The organism is Peribacillus sp. B-H-3, from assembly GCF_048572925.1.
Taxonomy (GTDB): domain Bacteria; phylum Bacillota; class Bacilli; order Bacillales; family DSM-1321; genus Peribacillus.
In genome coordinates, this window is the sequence record NZ_CP183879.1 from 1,170,179 (window position 1) to 1,192,245 (window position 22,067).

A 22,067-nucleotide genomic window follows, 5' to 3' on the forward strand; every position below is an offset into this window, starting at 1 on the left:
ATTATATCTGTCTCGCTTTCTAGTAATAACCCATTTCATGATAACTTCTGGCAGAGTGGAAATACAAGATAATTCTCAAATTACTTCCAATTCGATTTGTTTGATTTAAGATGGAAAAAGCATAATTTGACGCTGCTCAAGAATATTTTAAATATATGATATGATAAAGAGGGGATTTTTTTACATATTTTACTGTATAGAAGGAGATGGCTATATGTCAGAAATCAAAAAAACCAATTCAAAGGCTATCGCGTCTTTGGTACTTGGCATCCTCTCGCTCATCATCCCATTTTTAGGGATACTGCTGGGCATTATTGGGCTTATCATTTCATTTCCGAGTTTAAAAGAAATAAAAAATACCGGAGAAGGCGGCCGGGGAATGGCAATCGCAGGACGTGTCTGCAGCATCATCGGAATCATACTGGGCATCCTGTCTATCATCGCCATCATTATCCTCTCACTCGTAACCTATAACTCTGGCGTCACCACCTTTTAAATGGGGTCAGACCCCATTTCCCGTTATTTCCCAAGTGGAATATGTTAGGATGAAAGTATGGTATTTTACTATTTATATGAAGAAGGTTGGTTGAAGTGGTTAAGGGAGTTGTGAGCGGGGGTTTGGGGCCTTTGGTGCTGGCTGTTTTGGGCATTGCCGGGGCTGGCGGTTTTTTGTTTTATTATTCTGGTTTATATTTGCCCTGGATGCTCGGGCCGCTGTTTTTCGTTATGGCTGCGAAGATGAAGTTCGGCAAATACATGCAGTGGAACAGCAAGCTGCGAAATGCTGGCCTGATTATGCTTGGCCTTCAGCTGGGAAGTTCATTTACCAGTGATTCTGTTGCTCAGATGGCGAAATATCTGCCTGTCATGTTCTTTACAACAGTTATCATTATTTTATTTACGGTTCTGACCGCTATTTTTCTAATGAAAAGAATGAAGCTTACATTAAATACCTCTTTATTAGGAAGTTTTCCTGGAGGGCTTTCCCAGATGGTAGTGTTAAGCGAGGAAATCGAGGATGCAGATGAAAGTATAGTCGCATTCATGCAAACGCTTAGAATCATACTTGTGATTTCTATTGTACCCTGGCTGGTTGTGCATGTAATGTCTGCACAGCCTTCTACAGGCGCCGCTTCTGCAATTGTCCACAGAAGCACATTTAGTTTTCATTATAGCTGGATGCATGCAATCCTCATGGCTGCCATTTTTTCATCTATTATTTTTTTCGGCAAAAAAATAAACTTTCCGCTTCCTTTTATGCTTGGGCCGCTGCTGACAGCAGCCGCCTTTAATTTAACAGGCTTTGAAGCTCCGCAAATACCGGTGTTTTGGCTGAACCTTTCACAGCTGCTGATCGGTGCTCATCTCGGATATACTCTAAAGGTAAATAATCCGAGGCTGTTCCGAAAAATGTTCGGGGTGATTTTTGTCATTAATGTTTTACTGATTGGATTTTGCTATTTGGTCTCAAACAGTCTGAAAAATTATCTGTCTCTGCCAGCCAACGAGCTTTTTTTAAGCCTGGCACCGGGAGGCGTGGCAGAAATGTCTGTGACCGCTCTTTCTGTTCACTCCAACGTTTCGATTGTGACCAGCTTTCATCTATTCCGGATTTTATTTATTTTATTTCTGCTTTCTCCTGTAATGAAGTTTATTGCAGGCAGAAGGAAGAGTGAGGAACTCGAATAGCCCTGTTTTGCAGATATAGCGCGCTCACTGTGCAAAAGACGGAGAGATGCAGAAAGAAAAACCAGTTTTAGATCTTTACGGCCTATTCGTTTTATGAGCTGGCGAGGACACAGGTGGTCCTGGCTGGCTTTGAATTTTCATAATTTTCAGCGATTGGAGAGGAAGGACATGAAACAGGAATTTGAACATTGGAACAACCGTGAAGATATTATAATGCTTATTAAACGGCTTGTTGCCATTCCGAGCATTTCCGGTACGGAAGAAGAAAATGATATGGCCTCTGAAATATTGGCCATTTTAAAGGAAATACCTTATTTCAAGGAAAATCCATCCATGATTTTTGAAGAAAGCATTGAAAATGATTCTTTAAACAGAAAGACTGTCGCAGCTCTATTAAAAGGAAAGCAAAAGAGCGGACATCAGAAAACAATCATTCTCCTCAGCCACTATGATGTAGTAGGTATCGAGGATTATGGCTATTTAAAACCATATGCATTTGATCCGGACAGGTATACAGAAATGCTGAAATCAGAAGCATTGCCTTTGGATGCTGAAAAAGACCTAAGCTCTGGGGATTGGCTGTTTGCCAGGGGCATAATGGATATGAAGGCGGGGCTTGCCCTGCAGATTGCTCTGATTTCTGAATGGAGCCAAAGCAAGGACTTCGAAGGAAATCTGCTTCTTTTAGCCGCACCAGATGAGGAAAGAAATTCTGAAGGAATGTTTGCAGGGGTGAAGCTGTTAACAGCTTTAAAGGAGAAATGCGGGCTGCACTATGAACTTTGCTTTTGCTCGGAGCCGTCTTTTTCGAGTTATCCTGGTGATGAATCCAAATATATTTATCTTGGATCTGCCGGTAAACTGCTTCCGCTCATTTTCTGTACCGGTAAAGAGACACATGTAGGAGAGCCCTTGGAAGGAATTAATGCATCATGGATGGCGAGCGCTTTTACCATGAACATGGAGCTTTCCTGGCATTTCAGGGAGGAAGTCAGCGGAGAAAAAAATCCTTTGCCGACAGCATTGAAGCTTGCTGATTTGAAGGATCATTATAACGTGCAGACACCGGCCCATGCTTATGTGCTTTACAATATCCTGACACTTTCACAAAGTCCCCAGGAAGTGATGGATAAATTGGTAGTAACAGCGAAAAAAAGCTCTGAAGATATTTACAGAAAACTGCAAACTGCTTTTCAAAGTGAAAATGTGGAGAAAAATGAAGCAGACCTTCATATGCTTAAACCTGCTGTGTATACATATTCCGCTCTATTTTCATTAGGATTGGAAAGGTACGGAGAATCTTTCAGGGAAGAAATGCAGCATTGCTTGAATCAGGCAACGAATCCGGACTTTGATTATAGGCAGCTCACGATTGAACTGGCTAAAACCATCAGCGGATATTTTACTGATCTTGCACCGTTTTACTTGATCCTATTTGCACCGCCATATTATCCGCATGTTACTTTAAATGGACAAACAGCCAAGGAAGGCAGGCTGCTTGAGCTCGCAGAAAAAACAGTAATGCAAACGGAAGAAAAATTCGGCGTAAGCTTGAAGACAAAGAATTATTTCACAGGTTTATCGGATGTCAGCTATTGCCGTTTGATGGATGCTGATAAAGTCATTCCTGTTTTGGAAAAAGAAATGCCGCTCTACGGCAGGCGGTATCATGTACCGCTGTCAAAAATAAAGGATCTGGATATTCCTTCAATTAACATCGGTCCATATGGAAAGGATGCACACAAACGGACTGAGCGCCTTGAAATTCCTTTTTCAACTGAAGTTACACCAGCAATAATGAAGGAGTTTTTAAAAGAGGTGCTTTCAGCTGATTTTTGACAGATTATGGCCCACCCCCTGGTTTAAGTGGCAAAATTTGAAACATCTATTAACAGTTTGAGTTAGCAATTAATATAAAGTGCGTGTTTAACAATGCTCCATTTTTGATTTGGAAAGAGGTTAGCAAAATCAGCAAAACATATGCAGGAAGGGCTGGTATGAGTGGAATATATTGTCCGGGAGATGCAGAGGGAAGATATTCGCCAAGTACAGCATGTTGCTAAAACAAGCTGGAATAGCACATATCAAGGAATCATTCCTCTTGAGATTCAAGAAAGTTTCTTAAAAACAGCTTATAACAACGAGATGATGCAGAAACGATTAGAACATTCGTTGATTTGGGTTTCAGAAGTGAATGGGGAAATTGTGGGCTTTGCAAATTTTTCTGCTATAAAAGAAGAAGGCAAAACGGAACTCGCTGCTATATATTTAAACCCTGAATATCAAGGCAAAGGCATTGGCACTGCTTTACTAGATGAAGGGATTAAACAATTAGATGGTGTTAAAGAGATTTATATCAATGTAGAAAAAGAGAATAACATTGGAACAAGATTTTACAATGCAAAAGGGTTCAAAATTGTTTCCGAATTTGATGATGACTTTGATGGACATATCCTAAAAACAGTGAGAATGGTTTTGAAAGTATAAAAACCAGCTGGAAAGTTACAGCTTTACAAGGATATACTAAATAAGTTTTCATATTATCTTAATCTCCTAAAAAAAGGTTTTAAAACAAAAAACGGTGGTATAAAATAAGAAACAGCCAACTTTGGAGTTGGCTGTATGATTGGAATTATAATCGTCTGGCACCAATGAATTTAGATCTCCAGTATGATGTTTTAAGAGAATCTATGCTTACACCCTTTGATGTGGAGGCATGGATAAACTTGCTGCCGCCAATATAGATTCCTGTATGGGAAGCGCCTCTTTTGGATTTTATGGTTGAAAAGAAGACGATATCGCCTTTTTTTAGGCTGCTTCTGCTTACATATTGACCTGTTGAAAAAATTCCAGAGGCGGTTCTCGGCAATATCTTGCCGGTAGCTTTTCTATATGTATAGCCAACGAAGCCTGAGCAGTCAAAACCGCTTGGAGTCGTTCCTCCATACCGATAATGAACCCCTATGTATTTTTTTCCTTCCTGAACTACTTTTTCAGATGAAAAGGCTGCTTCTGCCCTGCTGGAAGGAGCAAGCAACTCTAAAAACAAACTTAGTATAATCACAGCGGCGAATAATAAATTCTTCATGTGGTTCCTCCGAATGCTTAGAAAGACTTGCTCTTTCCTTTGATAAATTTAATATAGCAAATATAGGTAATTAGTAGGGTTACAGGCCTATTAAGTTTTATTACAAAAATATGACAAAATATTCAAAAATGTAATGGATTCGACATATTTATCTGAAAATTAAATTTATTTTAGAGGTTATCTCAAATAACTTGTTACTTGCCAGAGACATTGAGGATACATTTTGTAATACCCCTTTCAATGCCGGGACGAAGGAGAGATAAAGATGGACTTTGCAGGAATTGTCTCTGAAGAAAGAATCAAAAAAGCGAGGCTGAAGGTGAATTCGATCACTTGCCTGGGAAAGGGAAGCCTCTCGTACTTGAAGATCTTTCAGCAATTCCGCCAGAGCTTAGAATGGCATACAGCATGATGAAAAATGCGAAAATGCTGGAATCTGAGGAAAAGTACCGAAAAGAGCTGCTGACAATTGAGGAATTAATCTCCTGCTGCCATGTTCCGGAAGAAAGGGAAAAATTGCAGGCAAAGCTCAATCAAAAACTGCTTCATTTTAATAAAGTGATGGAGAAAAGAAAGGTTACAAACAGTTCCTTCTTCAAAAAATATGAAAATAAGATTGCCAGCCGTTTGAGAGATTGACTGAGAGCCCATGAAAGGGCTATTTTTTTTTGCTCTCTTTGTCTGTTTTTAAGGAATATGTTTCCCGGGACATATTTGTTGGACATAATTCATGTTAATTCTCGTAAAAATGATAAAATCACTCATGATTTCTCTGTCTTTACCGATATAAAAATAAGAGTTGAGAAGATTAATAATGAATGGGTGAGTAATATGGATAAATCGTCAATCATAGGGCTTTTGCTGGGGATCATTGCAATTGGTGTCGGGATGGTGCTGAAGGGTGTAAGTTTATCAGCGCTGATCAATCCGGCAGCTTTTTTAATCATCATTGCAGGGACCATTGCAGCTGTTGCCACCGCATTTCCTTTATCTGAATTAAAAAGGCTTCCAAAGCTTTTCAAAATTCTTTTTACTGAGCAAAAACTGACTAAACCTGAAGAGTTAATCCGCACTTTTTCTGAATGGGCAGTCGTAGCAAGAAAAGAAGGACTGCTTGCACTTGAAGGAATTGCCGAGCAGGTAGAGAACCAGTTTTTGAAAAATGGTCTAAACCTTGCTGTTGAAGGACAAAGTGCAGATTACATCCGGGATATCTTATCAGAAGAAATTGATGCGATGGAAGAAAGACATCTTTCAGGTGCAGCCATTTTCAGCCAGGCGGGCACATATGCACCAACTTTGGGGGTGCTTGGAGCAGTACTCGGGCTGATTGCGGCTTTAAGCCATATGGACAATACAGATGAACTCGGTCATGCCATTTCAGCAGCATTCGTTGCTACCATGCTCGGTATTTATACAGGCTACGTATTATGGCATCCATTTGCCAATAAGCTTAAAAGGAAGTCGAAGCAGGAGGTTCAGCTGAAGGAAATGATGATTGAAGGAATTCTTTCTATCATTGAAGGAGAAGCACCAAGAACCATAGAGCAGAAGCTTACCTCTTACCTGCCTGCCGAAGACCGGAGAAAATGGCTGGAAGGCGAAGTGAAGCAGGATGCCTAAGAAACGGAAAAAGAAGAAGCATCATGATGAACATATGGATGAGTCGTGGCTCGTACCTTATGCAGATATCTTAACACTGCTGCTTGCTTTATTTATCGTTTTATTTGCTTCGAGTTCAGTAGATGCCACCAAGTTTCATCAGCTGTCAAATGTTTTTAATGAAATTTTCACCAGCGGATCTGGTGTCATGGATTACTCCAGTCCTGTAGCGGAAGAAGTTGCATCAGTCTCTGAGAAAAATTCTTCATCAAATGCCATGAAGCAAGCTGCTGAAAACGGCGGCCTTGGCAAACAGGATCAAAAAGAGCTTTCACAAATCCAGCAGAAGCTAAATGAATATATTCAAAAAAATAAACTGAGCAGCAAATTGCGGACCTCATTAACTGATGAAGGCCTGCTTGTCACAATTCGCGATAATGTATTGTTTGACTCAGGCAGTGCTGAGGTGCGGAACCAGGACGAAAAAATATCCAGAGAAATATCGGATCTGCTTGTGATGAATCCTCCGAGGAATATCGTCATCAGCGGCCATACGGACAATGTTCCGATTCAAACGTATCAATTCAATTCCAACTGGGATCTAAGTGTCATGAGAGCAGTAAATTTTATGAAGCTCCTTTTGAATAATAAAAAGCTGGACCCTGCCATGTTCAGTGCTAAGGGATACGGGGAATTTAAGCCAGTTGCTTCCAATGAAACAAAGGAAGGCCGTGCAAAAAACCGCCGTGTAGAAATACTGATTATGCCGCGGACAAGTGTTGCAGGCAATAAGTAAAGCTTCTCCGAATGATGGTTAGCTGCTCTTTAATGAAGGATGGAAACTTGTTATATAAGAAAATCGGGACTGCCAATCCATTATGTATAGTGAAAAGATTTTGCAGAAGCAGAGAGGACTCATCATGGATAGGGATTATATTAATGTAATGGAAGAAATCGTTGCGGCACTGGTGCAATTTTTGATGACAGGAACAGAGTACCAGACCTTTTGCAAATGTTCGAAATGCAAAACAGACATCATTGCTTTAAGTTTAAATAACCTTCCCAACCACTATGTTACAACAGCGGAAGGAAGAAAAAGGGTAATAGAACAGTTGAATACATCGGATAACCGGAAATGGATCAATAAGCGGATTATTAAAGCCATTCATGTGGTTGGAAAGTATCCGCAGCATGCGGAAGAAAAAAAGATAAACGTGACATAGCATTTTAATATATGGAAAAAAATGAAGCCCTTGAAACGTCAGGGGCTTTTCTGATTTGGGTTAACCTTGCTGGCTTATTTCTGGTGCGGGTACCCGAATTCCAAGTGTCCATCACCTTCCGTTTCAAACACTTATTGAGAATAAATTAACTTGGAGATTTAGCAAAGCTCTTGTGTTGCTCCCGTCAGTATGTTTATTTTTGCATTGTATTTAGTCTAACGGAGACACAATTAAGAGGTAAAAACGTTTACTAATACTAAATAGAAAGGATGTTTACTATGAGAAACATTTGGAATGATTTGGAAGGCGATTATTATAGACTTGAAAAGCTAGAAAAAAATGATATAGATAAAGCTGAAAAGTTTTTTGGAGTAAAACTCCCAGAAGAATACAAGGAATTACTTAATTTACAGAACGGTGGAACTTTAAAATTTCCTGCTCTGCCTGTAAATTTCACAAGTGATACAATCGGTAATGATGGTTTTGTTTTTATTGAATACTTAAATGGTGTTAAGGAAAATCATGGGGTATATGAGAGTACAGAGGCATTAAAAGATTGGGGAATTACTGAAGAGAATTTAGTAGTGTTAAGTGGAAATGGTCACACTTGGATTGTTCTAGATTATAGAAAAAGCTCTGATAATCCAGTAATCACATACATTGAAGTCGAAGAGGAACGTATGGAAATAATAGCGAATTCCTTTAAAGAAATGATAGAAAAGTTATTTGAACCGGCTTAAGTATACCTAATAAAAAAGCCCTTTTAATTTAATTTGTATCCTTTGTAAAGGAAAACTTAAAAAAGGACAGGCAGCCCCCATAAGGTGATTTCTGTATTGTACAGGGGTCATCTTTTTTATATTCCATTGAAACCTGTGATGATTATAATACATAATATCCTTGTTGAACTCATGCTTTATTCAGCAATGTCTTATATGCCTTTATATTTGCTTTGTCTTTAGCTGGAACATCATAGCACATAACAAAGTTTTATTAACTTAACATGTGGATATAGATACCATAACTTTTTATAATTTTTCTGAATATTTAAATATTTATCTTAAGAGTACTGAAGGGTTTATGAAATGCCATAAAGGGAACAATACAGTGAGTTCATTAATTCAATTAATTCAATTAGATGAGGAGATGGATGAATATGAGTAAAAAGATTGCTTGCGTTGTAACAGATATGGTTGAGGATTCCGAGTATACGGAACCAGCCCAAGCCTTTAAGGAAGCTGGGCATACTGTTGTCACCATTGAAATGGAAAAGGGAAAAACTGTAACAGGCAAAAACGGGGAAGCAAAAATTACAATTGATGAAAGCATCGATTCAGTAAATCCTTCCGATTTCGATGCACTCTTTATCCCAGGCGGAAGTTCTCCTGACGCGCTTCGAGGGGATGATAGATTCGTAACATTCGCCAAATCCTTCATGGATGATAAAAAACCTGTATTCGCTATCTGCCATGGACCGCAATTGCTGATTACAGCTAAAACTCTTGACGGCAGAACTGCTACAGGCTATAAATCCATCAAGGTGGATATGGAAAATGCCGGCGTAAACTTCAAGGACGAAGAAGTGGTTGTGTGCGGCAACCAGCTTGTTACAAGCCGTACGCCTGACGATATACCTGCTTTTGTCCGTGAATCCCTGAATTTGCTTAAATAAGTCTTTGTAAAAACCCGGCAGCTTGCCGGGTTTTTTTGTCGTGGAACCGGGAATGCATGCCGGCAGGAGGGATTATCAGGTTAAATTGCCTAATTAATTCATATCCAGGTTTTTTTGATATAGAATATAAATAGCTCTAAAGAAAAAGGAAGTGTCACGATTGATTGTATTAAAATCTGAAAGGGAAATCCAGGCTATGCATGAGTCAGGCAAGTTATTGGCTTCCTGTCATAAAGCATTGTCCAAACTAATTGTGCCGGGAGCAACCACTTGGGAAATTGAAGAGTTTGTTGAGGATTATTTAAAAAAACATGGTGCCAAGCCAGAACAAAAAGGCTATAAAGGCTATGAATATGCAACATGCGCCAGCATAAACGAAGAAATATGCCACGGCTTCCCAAGGAAGTCGGCTCTAAAAAGCGGGGATATCGTCACCATTGATATGGTTGTCAATTATAATGGGGCTTTATCAGATTCAGCCTGGACTTACAGTGTTGGCAAAGTCACCAAAGAAACCGAACGGCTTCTGCATGTGACCAAGGAAGCACTGTATAAAGGGATAGAACAGTCTGTAGCCGGCAACAGGATCGGCGATATCGGCCATGCCATCCAAACCTATGCAGAAGGAGAAGGCTTTTCTGTGGTCCGTGATTTTATTGGCCACGGAATCGGTGCTTCCATACATGAAAGCCCAGAGGTGCCGCACTACGGACTTCCGAATAAAGGAGCCCGGCTGAAAGAAGGAATGGTGTTCACCATAGAGCCCATGATAAATGCAGGTACCTATAAAGCGGTCAGACATGCCAATGGATGGACTGCTTCTACTGCAGATAATAAATATTCTGCCCAATACGAGCATACAATTGCCATTACAAAGAATGGCCCCCTGATCTTAACGGATCAGGACTAAAAATGCGGCGGCAGCTTGTTCAGCCTTGACCACCATAATATGGTCATTAAAAAGCCGGCATTCATTGAATGCCGGCTTTAGTTATTTCATAAATATGAAAGGAATGCGGTCTTACTTTACTGGCCGTTCCAGGGAAAAGAGTTCTTCTTCCAGGCTATCCATCCGGTCTTCAATAATGCGCTTTGCATCTTTTATTCCTTCGTTATAAATAAAAGGAGCTATCTCGCGGAGGATGAATTGGAGATGGTTTTCTGCAGCTAAATCCCCGATTTCCTCTCCTTGTTCCTGATGAACGTATTCCTGGATGCTGCGGATCATGGCTTTCTTTTTTTCTAAAGGAAATTGAATAAACATATGATTCCCTCCATTTTCATTAATCGGTCTTTGTTTACCATACATTGGTGATTGTTTTACTGTGCTGGCTGGAGTGAAATAGCTTTGCAGGCGAGTGACATGGCTTGCGTGAGCGGAAATCAGCACGGATGTTTATAATCATATAGTTTTATAAAGAGGTGTTTAAATAGCTGTTAAGAAACCATTCAGTAAAAAGTGTTCCGTTTATTGGGAACACAGGTATATTGCCGCCTGAAAACTCTTCTGCTGCATGAAGCATCTGCGGCCACGCCAGAATGGCTTCTATTGAGCTTAATCTTTTAAGCAGGCGCAGGTCTTCTTCATCCCGTATCAAGACTGCTTTTGGAAAGTCCTCATTTTTGTATCCTTCAACGATGATGACGTGAGGATGGAAAAAGCTGAGGACTTCAATTAATTTGCTCAATGTATTGTCTTCGTTTATGTTTGCAAGAAGCTCAATAGTTCCTTCACCCTCAACCAGGGAAGCAATGGCACCCGAATGAAAATGCTTATGAGAGTCCTTCTGCAAAGCGTAATCGGGTTTCCCTCCGTGTCCATGATGCTTTAAAACAGCGGCTTCGTACTGATTGCCGCGCAGTTCTTTAATCAATGCTGATATGATAGTGGTTTTGCCGGAATTCTGGAATCCGGCAATTTGGAAAATCACTGGTTTTACCAAGGCCAGCTGCTTCCTTCCTGATCCTCGAGCAGAAGAATCTCCACTTCATCGCCTTTAGTGAAACCACGGGTACCGCCCGGCAAAACGGCCAGTGAATTGGCGCCTGCAAGGCTCATGACTATGCTGGACTTGTCTTTTCCGCTTGGAGCGGCAATGAGCTTTCCATTTTCAAAATAATAGCGGGTACGTACAAGGCGTGTAAAAGGATTAGCTTTTGTAAAGTCGCTTCCAAGCTGAGCACGCTCTTTTCGCAAATGCGGTTTTTCGGAAAACAGCATGGTACGGATAATCGGCCTTGCAAATAATTCAAAACCCACATAGCAGGCCGAAGGGTTTCCGGACAAGCCAAACAGGATTTTATTTTCAAAAGAAGCTACAGTTGTAACGCTTCCCGGACGCATCCCTACTTTATTGAACAGCACCTGTGCACCAAGCATTTGATAAATATCAGGAAGCAGGTCATAATCGCCAACTGAGACCCCGCCGGTAGTAATAAGGAGATCCACCTTGCTTAAGGCTTCCTTGATGGCCTGATAGCTTACATCCAGCTCATCTGCGAGTTTACCGAAGTAAATGAATTCACCGCCGGCCCTTGTTATTTGTGAGGAAATCATATGTGAATTGCTGTTCCTGATTTTACCTGGCTCAAGAGGCTCATTTACGTCAAGCAATTCAGATCCTGTCGCAAACAGCCCGATGACCGGTTTTTTTGCGACAGGAACAGAGTCATAGCCAAAGGTAGCAAGAACTGCTTTGATGCCGGGATTAATTTTTGTTCCTTTTTTTACGAGCATATCGCCAATTCTTGCATCTTCCCCTTTAAAAGAAACATTTTCTCCCTTTTTAATGGAACGCTTAAATGTAATGAATTTTTTTCCGTCTATTTCGGATTCTGAGGTAAGCTCGAGCATAATCACTGCATCGCATTGTTCAGGCATTTGTGTACCTGTCATAATACGGACAGCCTGATTTGCGCTTACAGGCACGCTTGGAACCATGCCCGCTCCGAGCTCTTCAATCACTTCAAACGTAAGCGGGTGATCCAAGGAGCCAGAAGAGGTGTCTTCCGAGCGCAAGGCAAACCCGTCATAAGGAGAACGGTCAAAATGCGGAACATCATGGGTCGCTGCTATATCCTCTGCTAAAAATCTTCCATCTGAATCTGCCAGTGAAACATATTCTTTTTCACCTGCTGGTTTTTTTTCCATGACTAACTTAACTGCCTCGGCTATACTGATTGGTTTTCTTCGTTCTGCCAAACTTCTTCAGCTCCTGTTTCTGTGAATGATATGTCCTGATTATGTAGGTTATTATTTATACTATATCAAAATCATTACCCTCATGACACGTTCAGGCACTTGAAGCACCCGAAATGCATCAGGCTATCGAAAAGCGTAGTCTTAACAAAAAAACACTCAGAGTAGAGTGTTTTAGTAAAATTATGAATTCCGCAATTTGCCAAGTTCTTCAGCAATTGCTTCCATTTCATTTGGGCTGAAGGTGCTTTTTTTCATAACCATTGCGTAAATTTCATGCAGTTCTTCATACATATCACCATTAAAATGGGAAGGCTTGATGGCACCGATATTCATGACCTTTAGCTTTTCCTTGATTGCTTCAATTATAAATTCCACATTTTCGGCTGTGTTTTTTGATAAATCCATGGATTTCACCCTTTCATGCACTCTTTCAAGATAAGTATTCTAATTTTTTCATGATTGTCCTGATAAGTCAATGAAAACTCACAGCTGTCAAGAGAAAGGAAAAAAATCATGCCTAACAAAAAAATTGGCGGCTCGGCACATGCTATTCCTGTTTTTAAGGAAACAATAATACCGTTAGGGCGTTTTTACCCGGCCTTAGCTTATTGCTTAAGGATAATAATGAGATGACTATATGGGAGTTTGTTTGAAGAGAAAAGGATGCTGCTTTAAAGGCAGCATGCACCCCAAGAGGAGGATAAGACATGGAAAATTACAATAGAGAGTACCGCAACACAGGAAAAAGCTGGTTTATGCAGGGGATGTTTTATGGAGCTATGGCAGGAGCAGCCATCAGTTTATTTGATCAAAGCACAAGGAAATCTGTACTTCAGGGAAGCAGACAATGCATGAGGAGCATGAAGGAATATTTGAAAAATCCCAATCAAACATTGCAACAGGTAAAAGAAGCAACAGGGAATATGCGTGCTACCATTGAGAAAATAGCAGATGACGCAGCTTTCATTTCTCAACGCGTAGAGGAAATGAAGAATATTCCGCCGCAGGTTGCGCACGTTGTTAAAGAAACAAAGGAAGCTTTTGCGACGGATCAAAGTGAGTATACGCCACCTTCTTACGAAGGGCGCGAGAATGCATCACGCAGTGTATAGACAGCTTGCAGGCTGCAGAAGGTGAGGGAAAAGGCGATATGGCAGGAGAGACAGGATGGACAAAAATTTCTTATTATGCGGAATTGATAAGGCGGTTAATGGGGGATGATGTGTCAGGATTGGCGGCCCAGCTGGCGTATTTCTTTTTGCTTTCCCTGTTTCCGCTTCTGCTTTTTTTAATGGCTTTGCTGCCATATTTGCCAATATCTCAGGATGATATCCTGAATTTAATTCGAGGATATGCCCCCTCTCAATCCATGGCTTTGATAGAGGATAATCTGAACCAGGTCATGAAGGGAAATGGAAAACTCCTGTCATTTGGGATCATAGCAACGATTTGGTCTGCATCCAATGGGATCAGTGCTATTGTACAGGCATTTAACCGGGCATATGATGTGAAAGAAACCAGGCCGTTTATTACAGCAAGGGCCATGTCGATACTATTGACAATTGCGATGGTCATTGTATTTGTGGTTGCTCTTTTGCTTCCTATCTTTGGAAGGGAGCTTGGATATTTTCTGTTTTCTGAGCTTGGATATTCAGGGCAGTTTTTTGCATTTTGGAATTCATTAAGATGGATCATCAGCTCGGCCATTTTATTTTTTGTTTTCCTGATATTATATCTGATTGCTCCAAACAAGAGGCTTAAGTGTGTAAGCGTACTTCCTGGGGCCATTTTTGCCACTGCAGGCTGGAGCATTGTGTCGCTCGCTTTTTCTTTTTATGTCAGAAGGCTTGGGCATTACACAACAACCTACGGGGGACTTGGCGGAATTATCGTGCTAATGACCTGGTTTTATCTGACAGGGCTGATTCTGATTATTGGCGGTGAAATAAACGCCATGGAAAGCGTCAGGAAAAAACCAAATTGTGAGTAGTATGCCAGCAGTTCCTTGATTTTTCACACTTGCTTTAACGAATACTATAGCTGATGGAAACATCAAAGGAGGCTACTCTAATGGCTAAAAAAGATGGCAGCACGAAGCAAAAAGGCAAAAAAAGCCCTAAGCATAAAACTTCCGGTTCAGCGAATGGCAGAAACGGATATCACTAAATGATAAAAAAGAACCAGTGGATTTTATTCACTGGTTCTCATATTTAATACATTGGCAGGGAAGTTTTATGCATCGGGTTTTACTTTACTTTTCCTAATTTCAGTAATCGGAGACTGTTCAAAATAACAATAATCGTGCTGCCTTCATGACCGATGACACCATAGGGGAGGTCAAGAAACTGAAGGAAATTGGATAAAATGAGCAGCATGATTACACTGATTGAAAAAATGACATTTTGTTTGATGATTTTGTTCATTTTTTTGGAAAGTCTCACAGCTTCTGCTATTCGGGAAGATCGTTTTTCATCAGTACCACATCTGCAGTTTCAAGGGCTACATCTGTTCCTTCGCCCATTGCAATGCCGACAGAAGCCGTCGCTAAAGCGGGAGCGTCGTTGATGCCATCTCCAACCATGGCCACTGTTCCAAACCGTTCTTTAAGCTTTTTAATTTCATCTACTTTTGTTTCCGGCAGGCATTCTGATACATACTCATTTATATGGCTTTCATCAGCAATCACTTTTGCCGTTTTTTCGCCGTCGCCTGTAAGCATGACCGTGTAGATATTTTCTTTTTTTAATTCTTCCATGGCAGCGGCTGTTTCGTCCCGGACAATATCCTTAAGAGTGACAATGCCTGCGATGCCAAGCTCATCCTTTGCAAAAACAATCGTTTTCCCCTGCTGTGCAAGAGTATGGGAAATAGAATCGTGAAAGGCTTCCGCTTCTTTTTTTCCGACAAAGTCTGCCCTTCCTATTTTCCAAAGTGAACCATCCATATAACCCTGCACACCGTTCCCTGATATATCCTCCATGGCCTGCGGCTTTGCCAATTTTTTCGTGACAGCTTCTTTGGCATATTTAACGATGGCTGATGCCAATGGATGATTGGAGTAATTTTCAATGGATGCAACAGAATATAAAAAGTCTTCCTCATTAAGATCTTCTCTGATTATTACATCAGTTACCACAGGCTTTCCCTTTGTAAGCGTTCCTGTTTTATCCAGGGCAATTGCCTTCAGGTTGCCTAAGTTTTCAAGATGAATGCCGCCCTTAAATAAAATACCGTGCCGCGCTCCATTTGAAATAGCTGAAAGGGTAGCGGGCATAATGGAAGCGACCAGGGCACAGGGAGATGCAACCACTAGCAGGATCATGGCCCGGTACAGCGTTTCATTCCAGCTCCAGCTTAAAAGGAAATGGGGTAAAAACATCATTGCGAATACTGCCAGCAGCACAACCTTCACATAAGTTCCTTCAAACTTTTCTATAAATAGCTGAGAGGGCGATTTTTCGCTTTGAGCAGTTTGGACGAGTAAAATAATCTTTTGGAAAAGCGTTTCACTGCTTGGTTTGGTAATTTCAGCAGTAATCGTGCCGCGCAGGTTTACAGTCCCCGCAAATATTTCATCATCAATAGTTTTCATTAAAGGAATGGATTCACCTGTAATGGCCGCTTCATCAATATTTGTCTGCCCTTCTGTAATGACCGCATCGGAAGGAACTCTCTCCCCTGGCTTCACGATAATGCGGTCGCCAACATTAAGCTTCGCCACAGGAACTCTTTCTTCAATTCCGCTTAGTGTAATCCGAAGTGCTTCTTCAGGCTGAAGATTCATTAAGGAGGAAATTTCCTTGTGGCTTTTATTCATCGTATAAGTTTCAAGGGCACCGCTCACTGCAAATATGAAGATTAAAATAGCGCCTTCTGTCCAATAGCCGATGATGCTGGAACCTATGGCTGCAAGAATCATCAGCATTTCTACATTTAATTCCCTATTTTCAATGGTTTCCTGAATGCCTTCCTTTGCTTTAGCATATCCGCCGATAATAAAAGCAAAAAGGTAAGTGACAATTGAGGCGGTGTTTAAATCAGTTTTGGCAAGCAGCCAGCCGGCCAAAATCAGTACACCGCTGAATAAAGCGCAAATGAGTTCGATATGAGGTTTTGCTTTTTCCAATAGCGAGCTATTTTTAACAATAGGCTTATCTTGCTTTAATACATTTGTTTCTGCAGACATAGTATCCCTCCAAATATTGTCAAACATTTTATTGTAAAGTCATGATTGATATTTACACCATTATCCTTTTAGCGCTATGCTGCGGCGGCCTATGGAATAGGAATGTGCGAAGATGTTTGTGTACCGCACATTTTTAATTAATTGAGAAAGATACTCAGCATCAATGCCCCTATAAAATGACGAAAGCTGCCATCGAAGAGCGATGACAGCATGATACATAAATAAATGGATAATATTCTTTTTCCTGCATTTATAATACCATATTTCATGTTAGAAATTAAAGGTATTTGATTGCAGATAGCAGGTAATTCAGCAATTTAATTATAGAGTAAGTGTTGACTCGGAATGGTTATTCACTCCGGAAGATTTTTTGAAAGATATAAGGGCGAAAAAAATCATAAGAAGCATAAAACTAATCACAAAGAAAAAGCTTCCTTTAAAGAATTGTATGACGATTCCGCCGATAAACGGCCCGGAAATGCTTCCAAAGCTGAAGAAAATTCCGCATAAAAGATTTCCTGTAGGCAGCAAGTTTTTAGGAAGCAAATCTGCCATATAACTGATGCCGAGAGAAAAGGTTGAGCCTACCATCATGCCTGACAACAGGAAGCATAAAAACAGCCCAAGGGAGGAGGCGCTCAGAAATCCGGCTGCTGTAAAAATGAAGAATCCGGCAAGAAGAACGAATAGTAAGACTTTTTTTCTTCCGTAGCGGTCGCTCATCATTCCAAGAGGCAGCTGGGAAATCAGGCTGCCTGCAGCAAATGCGGGAACAATAATGGAAACCTTGCTGAGATCAATTCCTTCCCTAAGTGCGTAAACAGGGAAATTCCCATTAAGCGACGCTTCAAGAAAACCATATCCAAAAGGAGGCAAAAACGCGACCCATGCATATTTGCTGACCTTTGAAAAGCGTTTCATCGTACTTAGAAAGGAAGCAGTTTCAATTTCATGATCATGATCTGGCCGCTCATTTTTCAGTAAAAAGACAGTAAACCAAGTTAATAGGCTAAGTGCGGAAGAGACGATGAATGGCAATGCTTCATTAATTTCTAAAAGCTTTGTCATAAGCGGGCCGACTGTAAAACCAATGCTGAAAAATAATCCGTAAATGGATATATTCCTGCCGCGCTTATTCTCAGGCGAAACTCCAGTGATCCATGTTTGTGTGGCAAAATGGAGCATATGGTCGCCAATGCCAATGCATACCCTTAAAAAGAACCAAAACCAAAAAGATTTCCAGACCGGAAAGAGTGCCAGAGAAATGATGACTGTTAGCCCGCCGGCGAGAATCAGGGGTTTATAACCGAATTTGCGGAGGGGGTTCTCCATTAAAGGAGAGACCAGCAAAATTCCTGCATATAAGGCAGTTGCATTAAGTCCGTTCATGGAAGAGCTGACACCATCATGCTCAAATATGACTGCAATTATCGGAAGCAGCATACCCTGTGAAAATCCTGAAATTCCAACGATACTTACCAAAACTGCAATTAATAATTTCTGGTTCATAGCATTTCTCCTAATATAATTTACACTAATGATGTTACATGGATAATAGGTGATTAGGCAAGAGATATTAGGGTATAGAATTTTATCCGCTTCAATGGGAAGTAAACCCCTGCAGATGAAACTTTCACTTTGAGACAAAAGATTGAGAATAATAAAGAGGAGGATGTGGACAGGGGCTTGTGAAGAATAAAGCCAAATACGATACATATAAGGGAAAAAGGTACAAAAAATAAAAAATACAGCATTAAAGAAGTGAGGATATAAAATGGGGAATAAATTCTTTATGATTTTGCTTGCAGCAGGTCTTCCGCTTTCTGTTGCGGGCTCTCTGCTGGACTGGCCGAGTGTAATTATGTTTATCATCTACTGCTTAACAATCATCTCTCTGGCCAGTTTTATGGGGAGGGCAACAGAAAGTCTTGCCATTGTAATGGGGCCGAGAATAGGCGGGCTGTTAAATGCCACCTTTGGAAATGCGGTTGAGCTGATCATTTCCATTTTTTCTTTAAAAGCGGGCCTTATCGGAGTAGTGCTTGCTTCTTTAACGGGTTCCGTTCTTGGGAATTTGCTCCTTGTTGCAGGCTTATCTTTCTTTCTCGGAGGAACAAAGTTCAAAAGGCAGAAATTCAATATTTTTGATGCCAGGCATAATGCAGGATTGCTGATTTTCGCCGTAGTTGTGGCATTTGTGATTCCAGAAGTGTTTTCCATGAGGATGAAGGAAACAGAAACGATGACATTAAGCATCGGGATCTCCATCATTTTAATTCTTCTGTATTTGGCTGCACTATTCTTTAAGCTTGTAACACATCGGGGTGTATACTTGCCGAACAAAGAAGAGGGAAAGGCGGAAGAAGAGGAAGAAGAACCGGAGTGGAGCAAAAAGACTGCAATGACTGTATTGGCTGCGTCAACAGTCGCCGTAGCTTATGTTTCAGAAAATCTTGTCCATACCTTTCATACAGTTGGTGAAGCATTTGGGTGGACGGAATTATTTATCGGGGTCATTATTGTGGCAATCGTGGGAAATGCAGCGGAACATACTTCGGCCGTATTAATGGCTCTGAAGAATAAAATGGACGTAACGGTTGAAATTGCTGTCGGCTCTACTCTGCAGGTGGCGATGTTCGTAGCGCCAGTCCTTGTGCTTGTATCACTATTTTTCCCGGATACCATGCCATTGGTATTTTCTATGCCTGAACTGATCGCAATGATTACCGCTGTTTTTCTATTGATCATGATATCCAATGACGGAGAAACAAACTGGTTTGAGGGGCTTACCCTTATTGCCGCGTATATCATTATGGGCATCGGATTTTATCTGTTATAAAGGCTTTTCTATACTTGTCTGCTGTTATCCGCCTATAGCACTCAATCCGCACGCGGGTACAGATTTTTTGTAAGTGAAATTTCCCAGCCATAAAAAAATGACTCTGCTGAATACATTGCAGAGTCATTTTTACGTTCCATTTTCTAACGTTAAGTACATACAGTCATCCAAAATTATCATCATTCTTTTTTGCCGGAAAAGCGATTAAATAATTCTAGAATGCTCACATCCTTTTGCTTATGGTATAAAAAAATCAGCGAATTCGTTTTTATTCCTGATAGCCTGTTATCGTGTTCTCGCGATAAACATTCCTCCCTTTAGCTAAGGTGTGTTTGAACGATTTCGCCTCCTTGCTGTTAAGATAGTTTTAGTATACAACGTAAATGTAAAATTGTAAATATTCAGAACTTTACAATTTCATTACAATGAAAATATTTTTGAGCGCCAGCATCTGTGCATAGAATGCCATTGCAACGAGAACGATAAGTAACAATAGAATAACCTTCTTCAAAAGGAGCGTAAACACCATGAAAAGATTGATAAATGTACTATTACTTAGCTTACTTATCTCGTTGTGCCCTGCCGCCATTTCTGCAGAAAATAAAAATGCTGAAGATTATACAGTGCTGCAGCAAACTAAGGTGCCGCAGTCTGTGCTGAACATTGCCAAGGAAAATACCTATCCAAACCCGGATCAGGATCTTCCCTATTTGCAGCCAAGTTCATTGGCCAAGCAATTGACTTCGGCAGCAAAAGTTAAAATTGAAAACCCTGAGCTGATTCACATGCTGAATGAATCAGCGATTGCCAAGGCACCGCTCGCATTTGGCTACAGGGCGACCATTTATTTGGGGCATTGGGCGCTGAGTTATCAGTCCGCGGAAACCTCACCTAATTGGGATTATCAAAAAATAAATACCAATTACTTTGATAATCGCGGAAATACCGACATTTACAAAATCCATTACGTTCAAGAAACCCAAAAAACAGTACGCGGAGGACTTACAGCTAAGATTCCTTCCACGGAAGATGTGCAAAAGATGATGCTTTTGAAGGCCATCGAGAAAACAGGTTTGCCGCTATCCTTTGAAACCGTCATTGGTGCCGGAACGAAAAAGGATCAGGTGTATAATATTCCGCCAAGCAGGCTTGGTTATTTGAATGCCTACGCTTCGGCCGTGAACGAAAAAGGAAAAGTCACATATGGTGAAGTGTACCTGGTGCTGAAGGGAAGCAAAAAGCATTTGATGGTAAAAAATATTACCTCTCAGGGAATTGGCGCCTGGATTCCCGTACATGATCATCTGTCCTTTAGCTTCACAGCAGCTGTACAGCCAAAATAAACCAATCGCCCGCCCCACTAGGGGACGGGCGATTATTTGATTAAAGAGCATGATTTGTTTTTAAATATTTGTCTTCATGCTGCGGAAATCAGTATTTGCGTAGTAGGCATTTTTGACAAGAACGTTAGGTCCAAGGCATCTTACTGAAGAACAATGGCAATTAAGCTGAGCGGCCAGCTTCGAGTTCATCCATGTTTCATAAGACTGAGACAGAGGGCTTGTTGTTATATTGCCCAGTGAAGGAGCGTCACCGAAATCTGTTACAATGACTTCTCCTGTGAAAATATTTACATTAAGACGTGAGCGGCCATCCGGATCATTTCGGACAGTCACTTTTTTCGAACTATACAGCCTCTTAAGCAGTTCGAGATCTTCAGGTGTGCTGCTGCACGGATAAAACGGCAGAGTTCCAAAGAGCATCCAGACATCTTCATTTCTGATATCGAGTAGATGATGAATGGCTTCCCTTGTCTTTTCCAAAGGCAGGGTTTCAAGTGCTGAAGCAAAATCGCTCGGATACATAGGATGCACCTCATGGCGTTGGCATCCCATTTCTTCAGTGATTTGTTTATGTATGTGCTCAAGATGTGGCAATGTACGCTTGTTCAGCATTGTTTCTGCTGAAACAAGAACTCCTGCCTGAGATAGGGCACGTGAATTTTCAATCATTCTATTAAAAAGTTTAGCTCTTTGCTCGCGTGTCGGCTTTCGATCCATCATGGCAAAGCCGCCATCAATAAAGTCATCCAGCGTTCCCCAGTTGTGTGAAATGTGAAGAACGTCGAGATACGGGGCAATTTCCAAATAACGCTCAAGATCAAGAGTCAGGTTTGAATTGATCTGTGTACGGACACCTCTGCGGCGCGCATATTGAAGCAGCGGCAGTACATAGTTTTTCACGCTTTTCAGCGATAACATAGGTTCCCCGCCGGTAATGCTCAAGGACCTTAAGGCCGGAATTTCTTCAAGACGTGATAAAAGGAGTTCAAGAGGAAGCGCCACTGGATCTTTGGGCTGAAGGGTATAACCGACAGCACAGTGTTCACAGCGCATATTGCAAAGTGTGGTTGTTGTGAATTCCACATTTGTCAGGGCCAGCTTGCCATATTGTTCAATATCCATATATGCTTCCCATGGATCATGTTCAGGTGTGATAGGGTTTAAAAGATTTCTTTCTGAAAGTTTCATTATTTTATCTCCTTACTTTTTAGCACTCAATTATT

The 22,067-nt window shown here is 40.9% G+C and carries 21 protein-coding genes and 3 pseudogenes; 15 read left to right on the top strand and 9 right to left on the bottom strand.

Features of this window, described 5'->3' with window-relative positions; all coding sequences use genetic code 11:
- The first annotated feature begins 214 nt into the window (after window positions 1–214).
- From ACN6MY_RS05710 to ACN6MY_RS05725, 4 genes are all read left to right on the top strand, one after another.
- Window positions 215–496, top strand: coding sequence for a DUF4190 domain-containing protein (locus ACN6MY_RS05710; protein WP_419883124.1), 282 nt, complete (start codon window positions 215–217; stop codon window positions 494–496).
- Between the two features lie 95 nt (window positions 497–591).
- Window positions 592–1,689: an AbrB family transcriptional regulator gene (locus ACN6MY_RS05715; protein WP_419883125.1), complete on the top strand. Its 1,098-nt coding sequence runs from the start codon at window positions 592–594 to the stop codon at window positions 1,687–1,689.
- A gap of 168 nt (window positions 1,690–1,857) precedes the next feature.
- On the top strand, window positions 1,858–3,528 hold the full coding sequence (locus tag ACN6MY_RS05720; protein ID WP_419883126.1) for a M20/M25/M40 family metallo-hydrolase: 1,671 nt from the start codon (window positions 1,858–1,860) through the stop codon (window positions 3,526–3,528).
- Between the two features lie 183 nt (window positions 3,529–3,711).
- Window positions 3,712–4,176: an N-acetyltransferase family protein gene (locus ACN6MY_RS05725; RefSeq protein WP_419884084.1), complete on the top strand. Its 465-nt coding sequence runs from the start codon at window positions 3,712–3,714 to the stop codon at window positions 4,174–4,176.
- A 145-nt stretch (window positions 4,177–4,321) separates the two neighbouring features.
- Here the strand turns inward: ACN6MY_RS05725 and ACN6MY_RS05730 are convergent, their stop codons facing one another.
- Entirely contained in the window at window positions 4,322–4,777 is a 456-nt protein-coding gene (locus ACN6MY_RS05730) for a C40 family peptidase (RefSeq protein WP_419883127.1), read from the bottom strand.
- A 265-nt stretch (window positions 4,778–5,042) separates the two neighbouring features.
- Here ACN6MY_RS05730 and ACN6MY_RS05735 point away from each other — a divergent pair.
- From ACN6MY_RS05735 to ACN6MY_RS05755, 5 genes and pseudogenes are all read left to right on the top strand, one after another.
- A pseudogene (locus ACN6MY_RS05735) lies at window positions 5,043–5,416 on the top strand (DnaJ family domain-containing protein).
- 192 nt (window positions 5,417–5,608) lie between these two features.
- Window positions 5,609–6,400, top strand: coding sequence for a flagellar motor stator protein MotA (gene motA / locus ACN6MY_RS05740; RefSeq protein ID WP_419884085.1), 792 nt, complete (start codon window positions 5,609–5,611; stop codon window positions 6,398–6,400).
- Window positions 6,393–7,175 carry a flagellar motor protein MotB gene (gene motB / locus ACN6MY_RS05745; protein ID WP_419883128.1) on the top strand — a complete coding sequence of 261 codons (783 nt, stop codon included), beginning with the start codon at window positions 6,393–6,395 and terminating at the stop codon, window positions 7,173–7,175. The genes motA and motB overlap by 8 nt, the downstream gene beginning before the upstream one ends.
- A gap of 124 nt (window positions 7,176–7,299) precedes the next feature.
- On the top strand, window positions 7,300–7,602 hold the full coding sequence (locus tag ACN6MY_RS05750; RefSeq protein ID WP_419883129.1) for a late competence development ComFB family protein: 303 nt from the start codon (window positions 7,300–7,302) through the stop codon (window positions 7,600–7,602).
- 278 nt (window positions 7,603–7,880) lie between these two features.
- Entirely contained in the window at window positions 7,881–8,342 is a 462-nt protein-coding gene (locus ACN6MY_RS05755) for an SMI1/KNR4 family protein (protein ID WP_419883130.1), read from the top strand.
- 69 nt (window positions 8,343–8,411) lie between these two features.
- On the opposite strand, the pseudogene ACN6MY_RS05760 reads toward ACN6MY_RS05755, so the two are convergent.
- Window positions 8,412–8,522 (bottom strand): annotated as a pseudogene (locus tag ACN6MY_RS05760) (IS3 family transposase); the annotation flags it as partial.
- A 236-nt stretch (window positions 8,523–8,758) separates the two neighbouring features.
- On the opposite strand from ACN6MY_RS05760, the gene ACN6MY_RS05765 reads away from it, so the two are divergent.
- Window positions 8,759–9,274 (top strand): type 1 glutamine amidotransferase domain-containing protein, encoded by a 516-nt coding sequence (locus tag ACN6MY_RS05765; RefSeq protein ID WP_419883131.1) that lies wholly within the window; start codon window positions 8,759–8,761, stop codon window positions 9,272–9,274.
- Between the two features lie 160 nt (window positions 9,275–9,434).
- Window positions 9,435–10,184 carry a type I methionyl aminopeptidase gene (gene map / locus ACN6MY_RS05770; protein WP_419883132.1) on the top strand — a complete coding sequence of 250 codons (750 nt, stop codon included), beginning with the start codon at window positions 9,435–9,437 and terminating at the stop codon, window positions 10,182–10,184.
- Window positions 10,185–10,295: 111 nt separating this feature from the next.
- On the opposite strand, the gene ACN6MY_RS05775 is transcribed toward map, so the two are convergent.
- From ACN6MY_RS05775 to ACN6MY_RS05790, 4 genes are all read right to left on the bottom strand, one after another.
- A complete protein-coding gene (locus tag ACN6MY_RS05775) occupies window positions 10,296–10,538 on the bottom strand; it encodes a DUF2164 domain-containing protein (RefSeq protein ID WP_419883133.1) in 243 nt (80 codons plus the stop codon).
- A gap of 148 nt (window positions 10,539–10,686) precedes the next feature.
- Complete coding sequence (gene mobB, locus ACN6MY_RS05780; RefSeq protein WP_419883134.1) at window positions 10,687–11,217, bottom strand: molybdopterin-guanine dinucleotide biosynthesis protein B; 531 nt, start codon at window positions 11,215–11,217, stop codon at window positions 10,687–10,689.
- Window positions 11,211–12,476: a gephyrin-like molybdotransferase Glp gene (glp, locus tag ACN6MY_RS05785; RefSeq protein WP_419883135.1), complete on the bottom strand. Its 1,266-nt coding sequence runs from the start codon at window positions 12,474–12,476 to the stop codon at window positions 11,211–11,213. Before glp ends, mobB begins: the two co-directional genes overlap by 7 nt.
- A gap of 180 nt (window positions 12,477–12,656) precedes the next feature.
- On the bottom strand, window positions 12,657–12,881 hold the full coding sequence (locus ACN6MY_RS05790) for a DUF1128 domain-containing protein (protein WP_419883136.1): 225 nt from the start codon (window positions 12,879–12,881) through the stop codon (window positions 12,657–12,659).
- A gap of 302 nt (window positions 12,882–13,183) precedes the next feature.
- Between ACN6MY_RS05790 and ACN6MY_RS05795 the strand changes: the two genes are divergently transcribed.
- Window positions 13,184–13,588 (top strand): YtxH domain-containing protein, encoded by a 405-nt coding sequence (locus ACN6MY_RS05795; RefSeq protein WP_419883137.1) that lies wholly within the window; start codon window positions 13,184–13,186, stop codon window positions 13,586–13,588.
- A gap of 38 nt (window positions 13,589–13,626) precedes the next feature.
- Window positions 13,627–14,466 (top strand): YihY/virulence factor BrkB family protein, encoded by an 840-nt coding sequence (locus ACN6MY_RS05800; RefSeq protein WP_419883138.1) that lies wholly within the window; start codon window positions 13,627–13,629, stop codon window positions 14,464–14,466.
- A gap of 256 nt (window positions 14,467–14,722) precedes the next feature.
- Here the strand turns inward: ACN6MY_RS05800 and ACN6MY_RS05805 are convergent.
- Together ACN6MY_RS05805 and ACN6MY_RS05810 are read right to left on the bottom strand one after the other, a co-directional pair.
- Window positions 14,723–16,662: pseudogene (locus ACN6MY_RS05805) on the bottom strand (heavy metal translocating P-type ATPase).
- 321 nt (window positions 16,663–16,983) lie between these two features.
- A complete protein-coding gene (locus tag ACN6MY_RS05810) occupies window positions 16,984–18,171 on the bottom strand; it encodes an MFS transporter (protein WP_419883139.1) in 1,188 nt (395 codons plus the stop codon).
- A 265-nt stretch (window positions 18,172–18,436) separates the two neighbouring features.
- Here ACN6MY_RS05810 and cax point away from each other — a divergent pair, with 265 nt between their 5' ends.
- Together cax and ACN6MY_RS05820 are read left to right on the top strand one after the other, a co-directional pair.
- Window positions 18,437–19,501, top strand: a complete 1,065-nt coding sequence (cax, locus tag ACN6MY_RS05815) for a calcium/proton exchanger (RefSeq protein ID WP_419883140.1) — start codon at window positions 18,437–18,439, stop codon at window positions 19,499–19,501.
- A gap of 527 nt (window positions 19,502–20,028) precedes the next feature.
- The gene (locus tag ACN6MY_RS05820) at window positions 20,029–20,844 is read left to right on the top strand and encodes a YfkD family protein (protein WP_419883141.1); all 816 of its coding nucleotides are present in this window, start codon (window positions 20,029–20,031) and stop codon (window positions 20,842–20,844) included.
- A gap of 60 nt (window positions 20,845–20,904) precedes the next feature.
- Here the strand turns inward: ACN6MY_RS05820 and yfkAB are convergent, their stop codons facing one another.
- Window positions 20,905–22,032: a radical SAM/CxCxxxxC motif protein YfkAB gene (gene yfkAB / locus ACN6MY_RS05825; protein WP_419883142.1), complete on the bottom strand. Its 1,128-nt coding sequence runs from the start codon at window positions 22,030–22,032 to the stop codon at window positions 20,905–20,907.
- Window positions 22,033–22,067 lie beyond the last annotated feature (35 nt).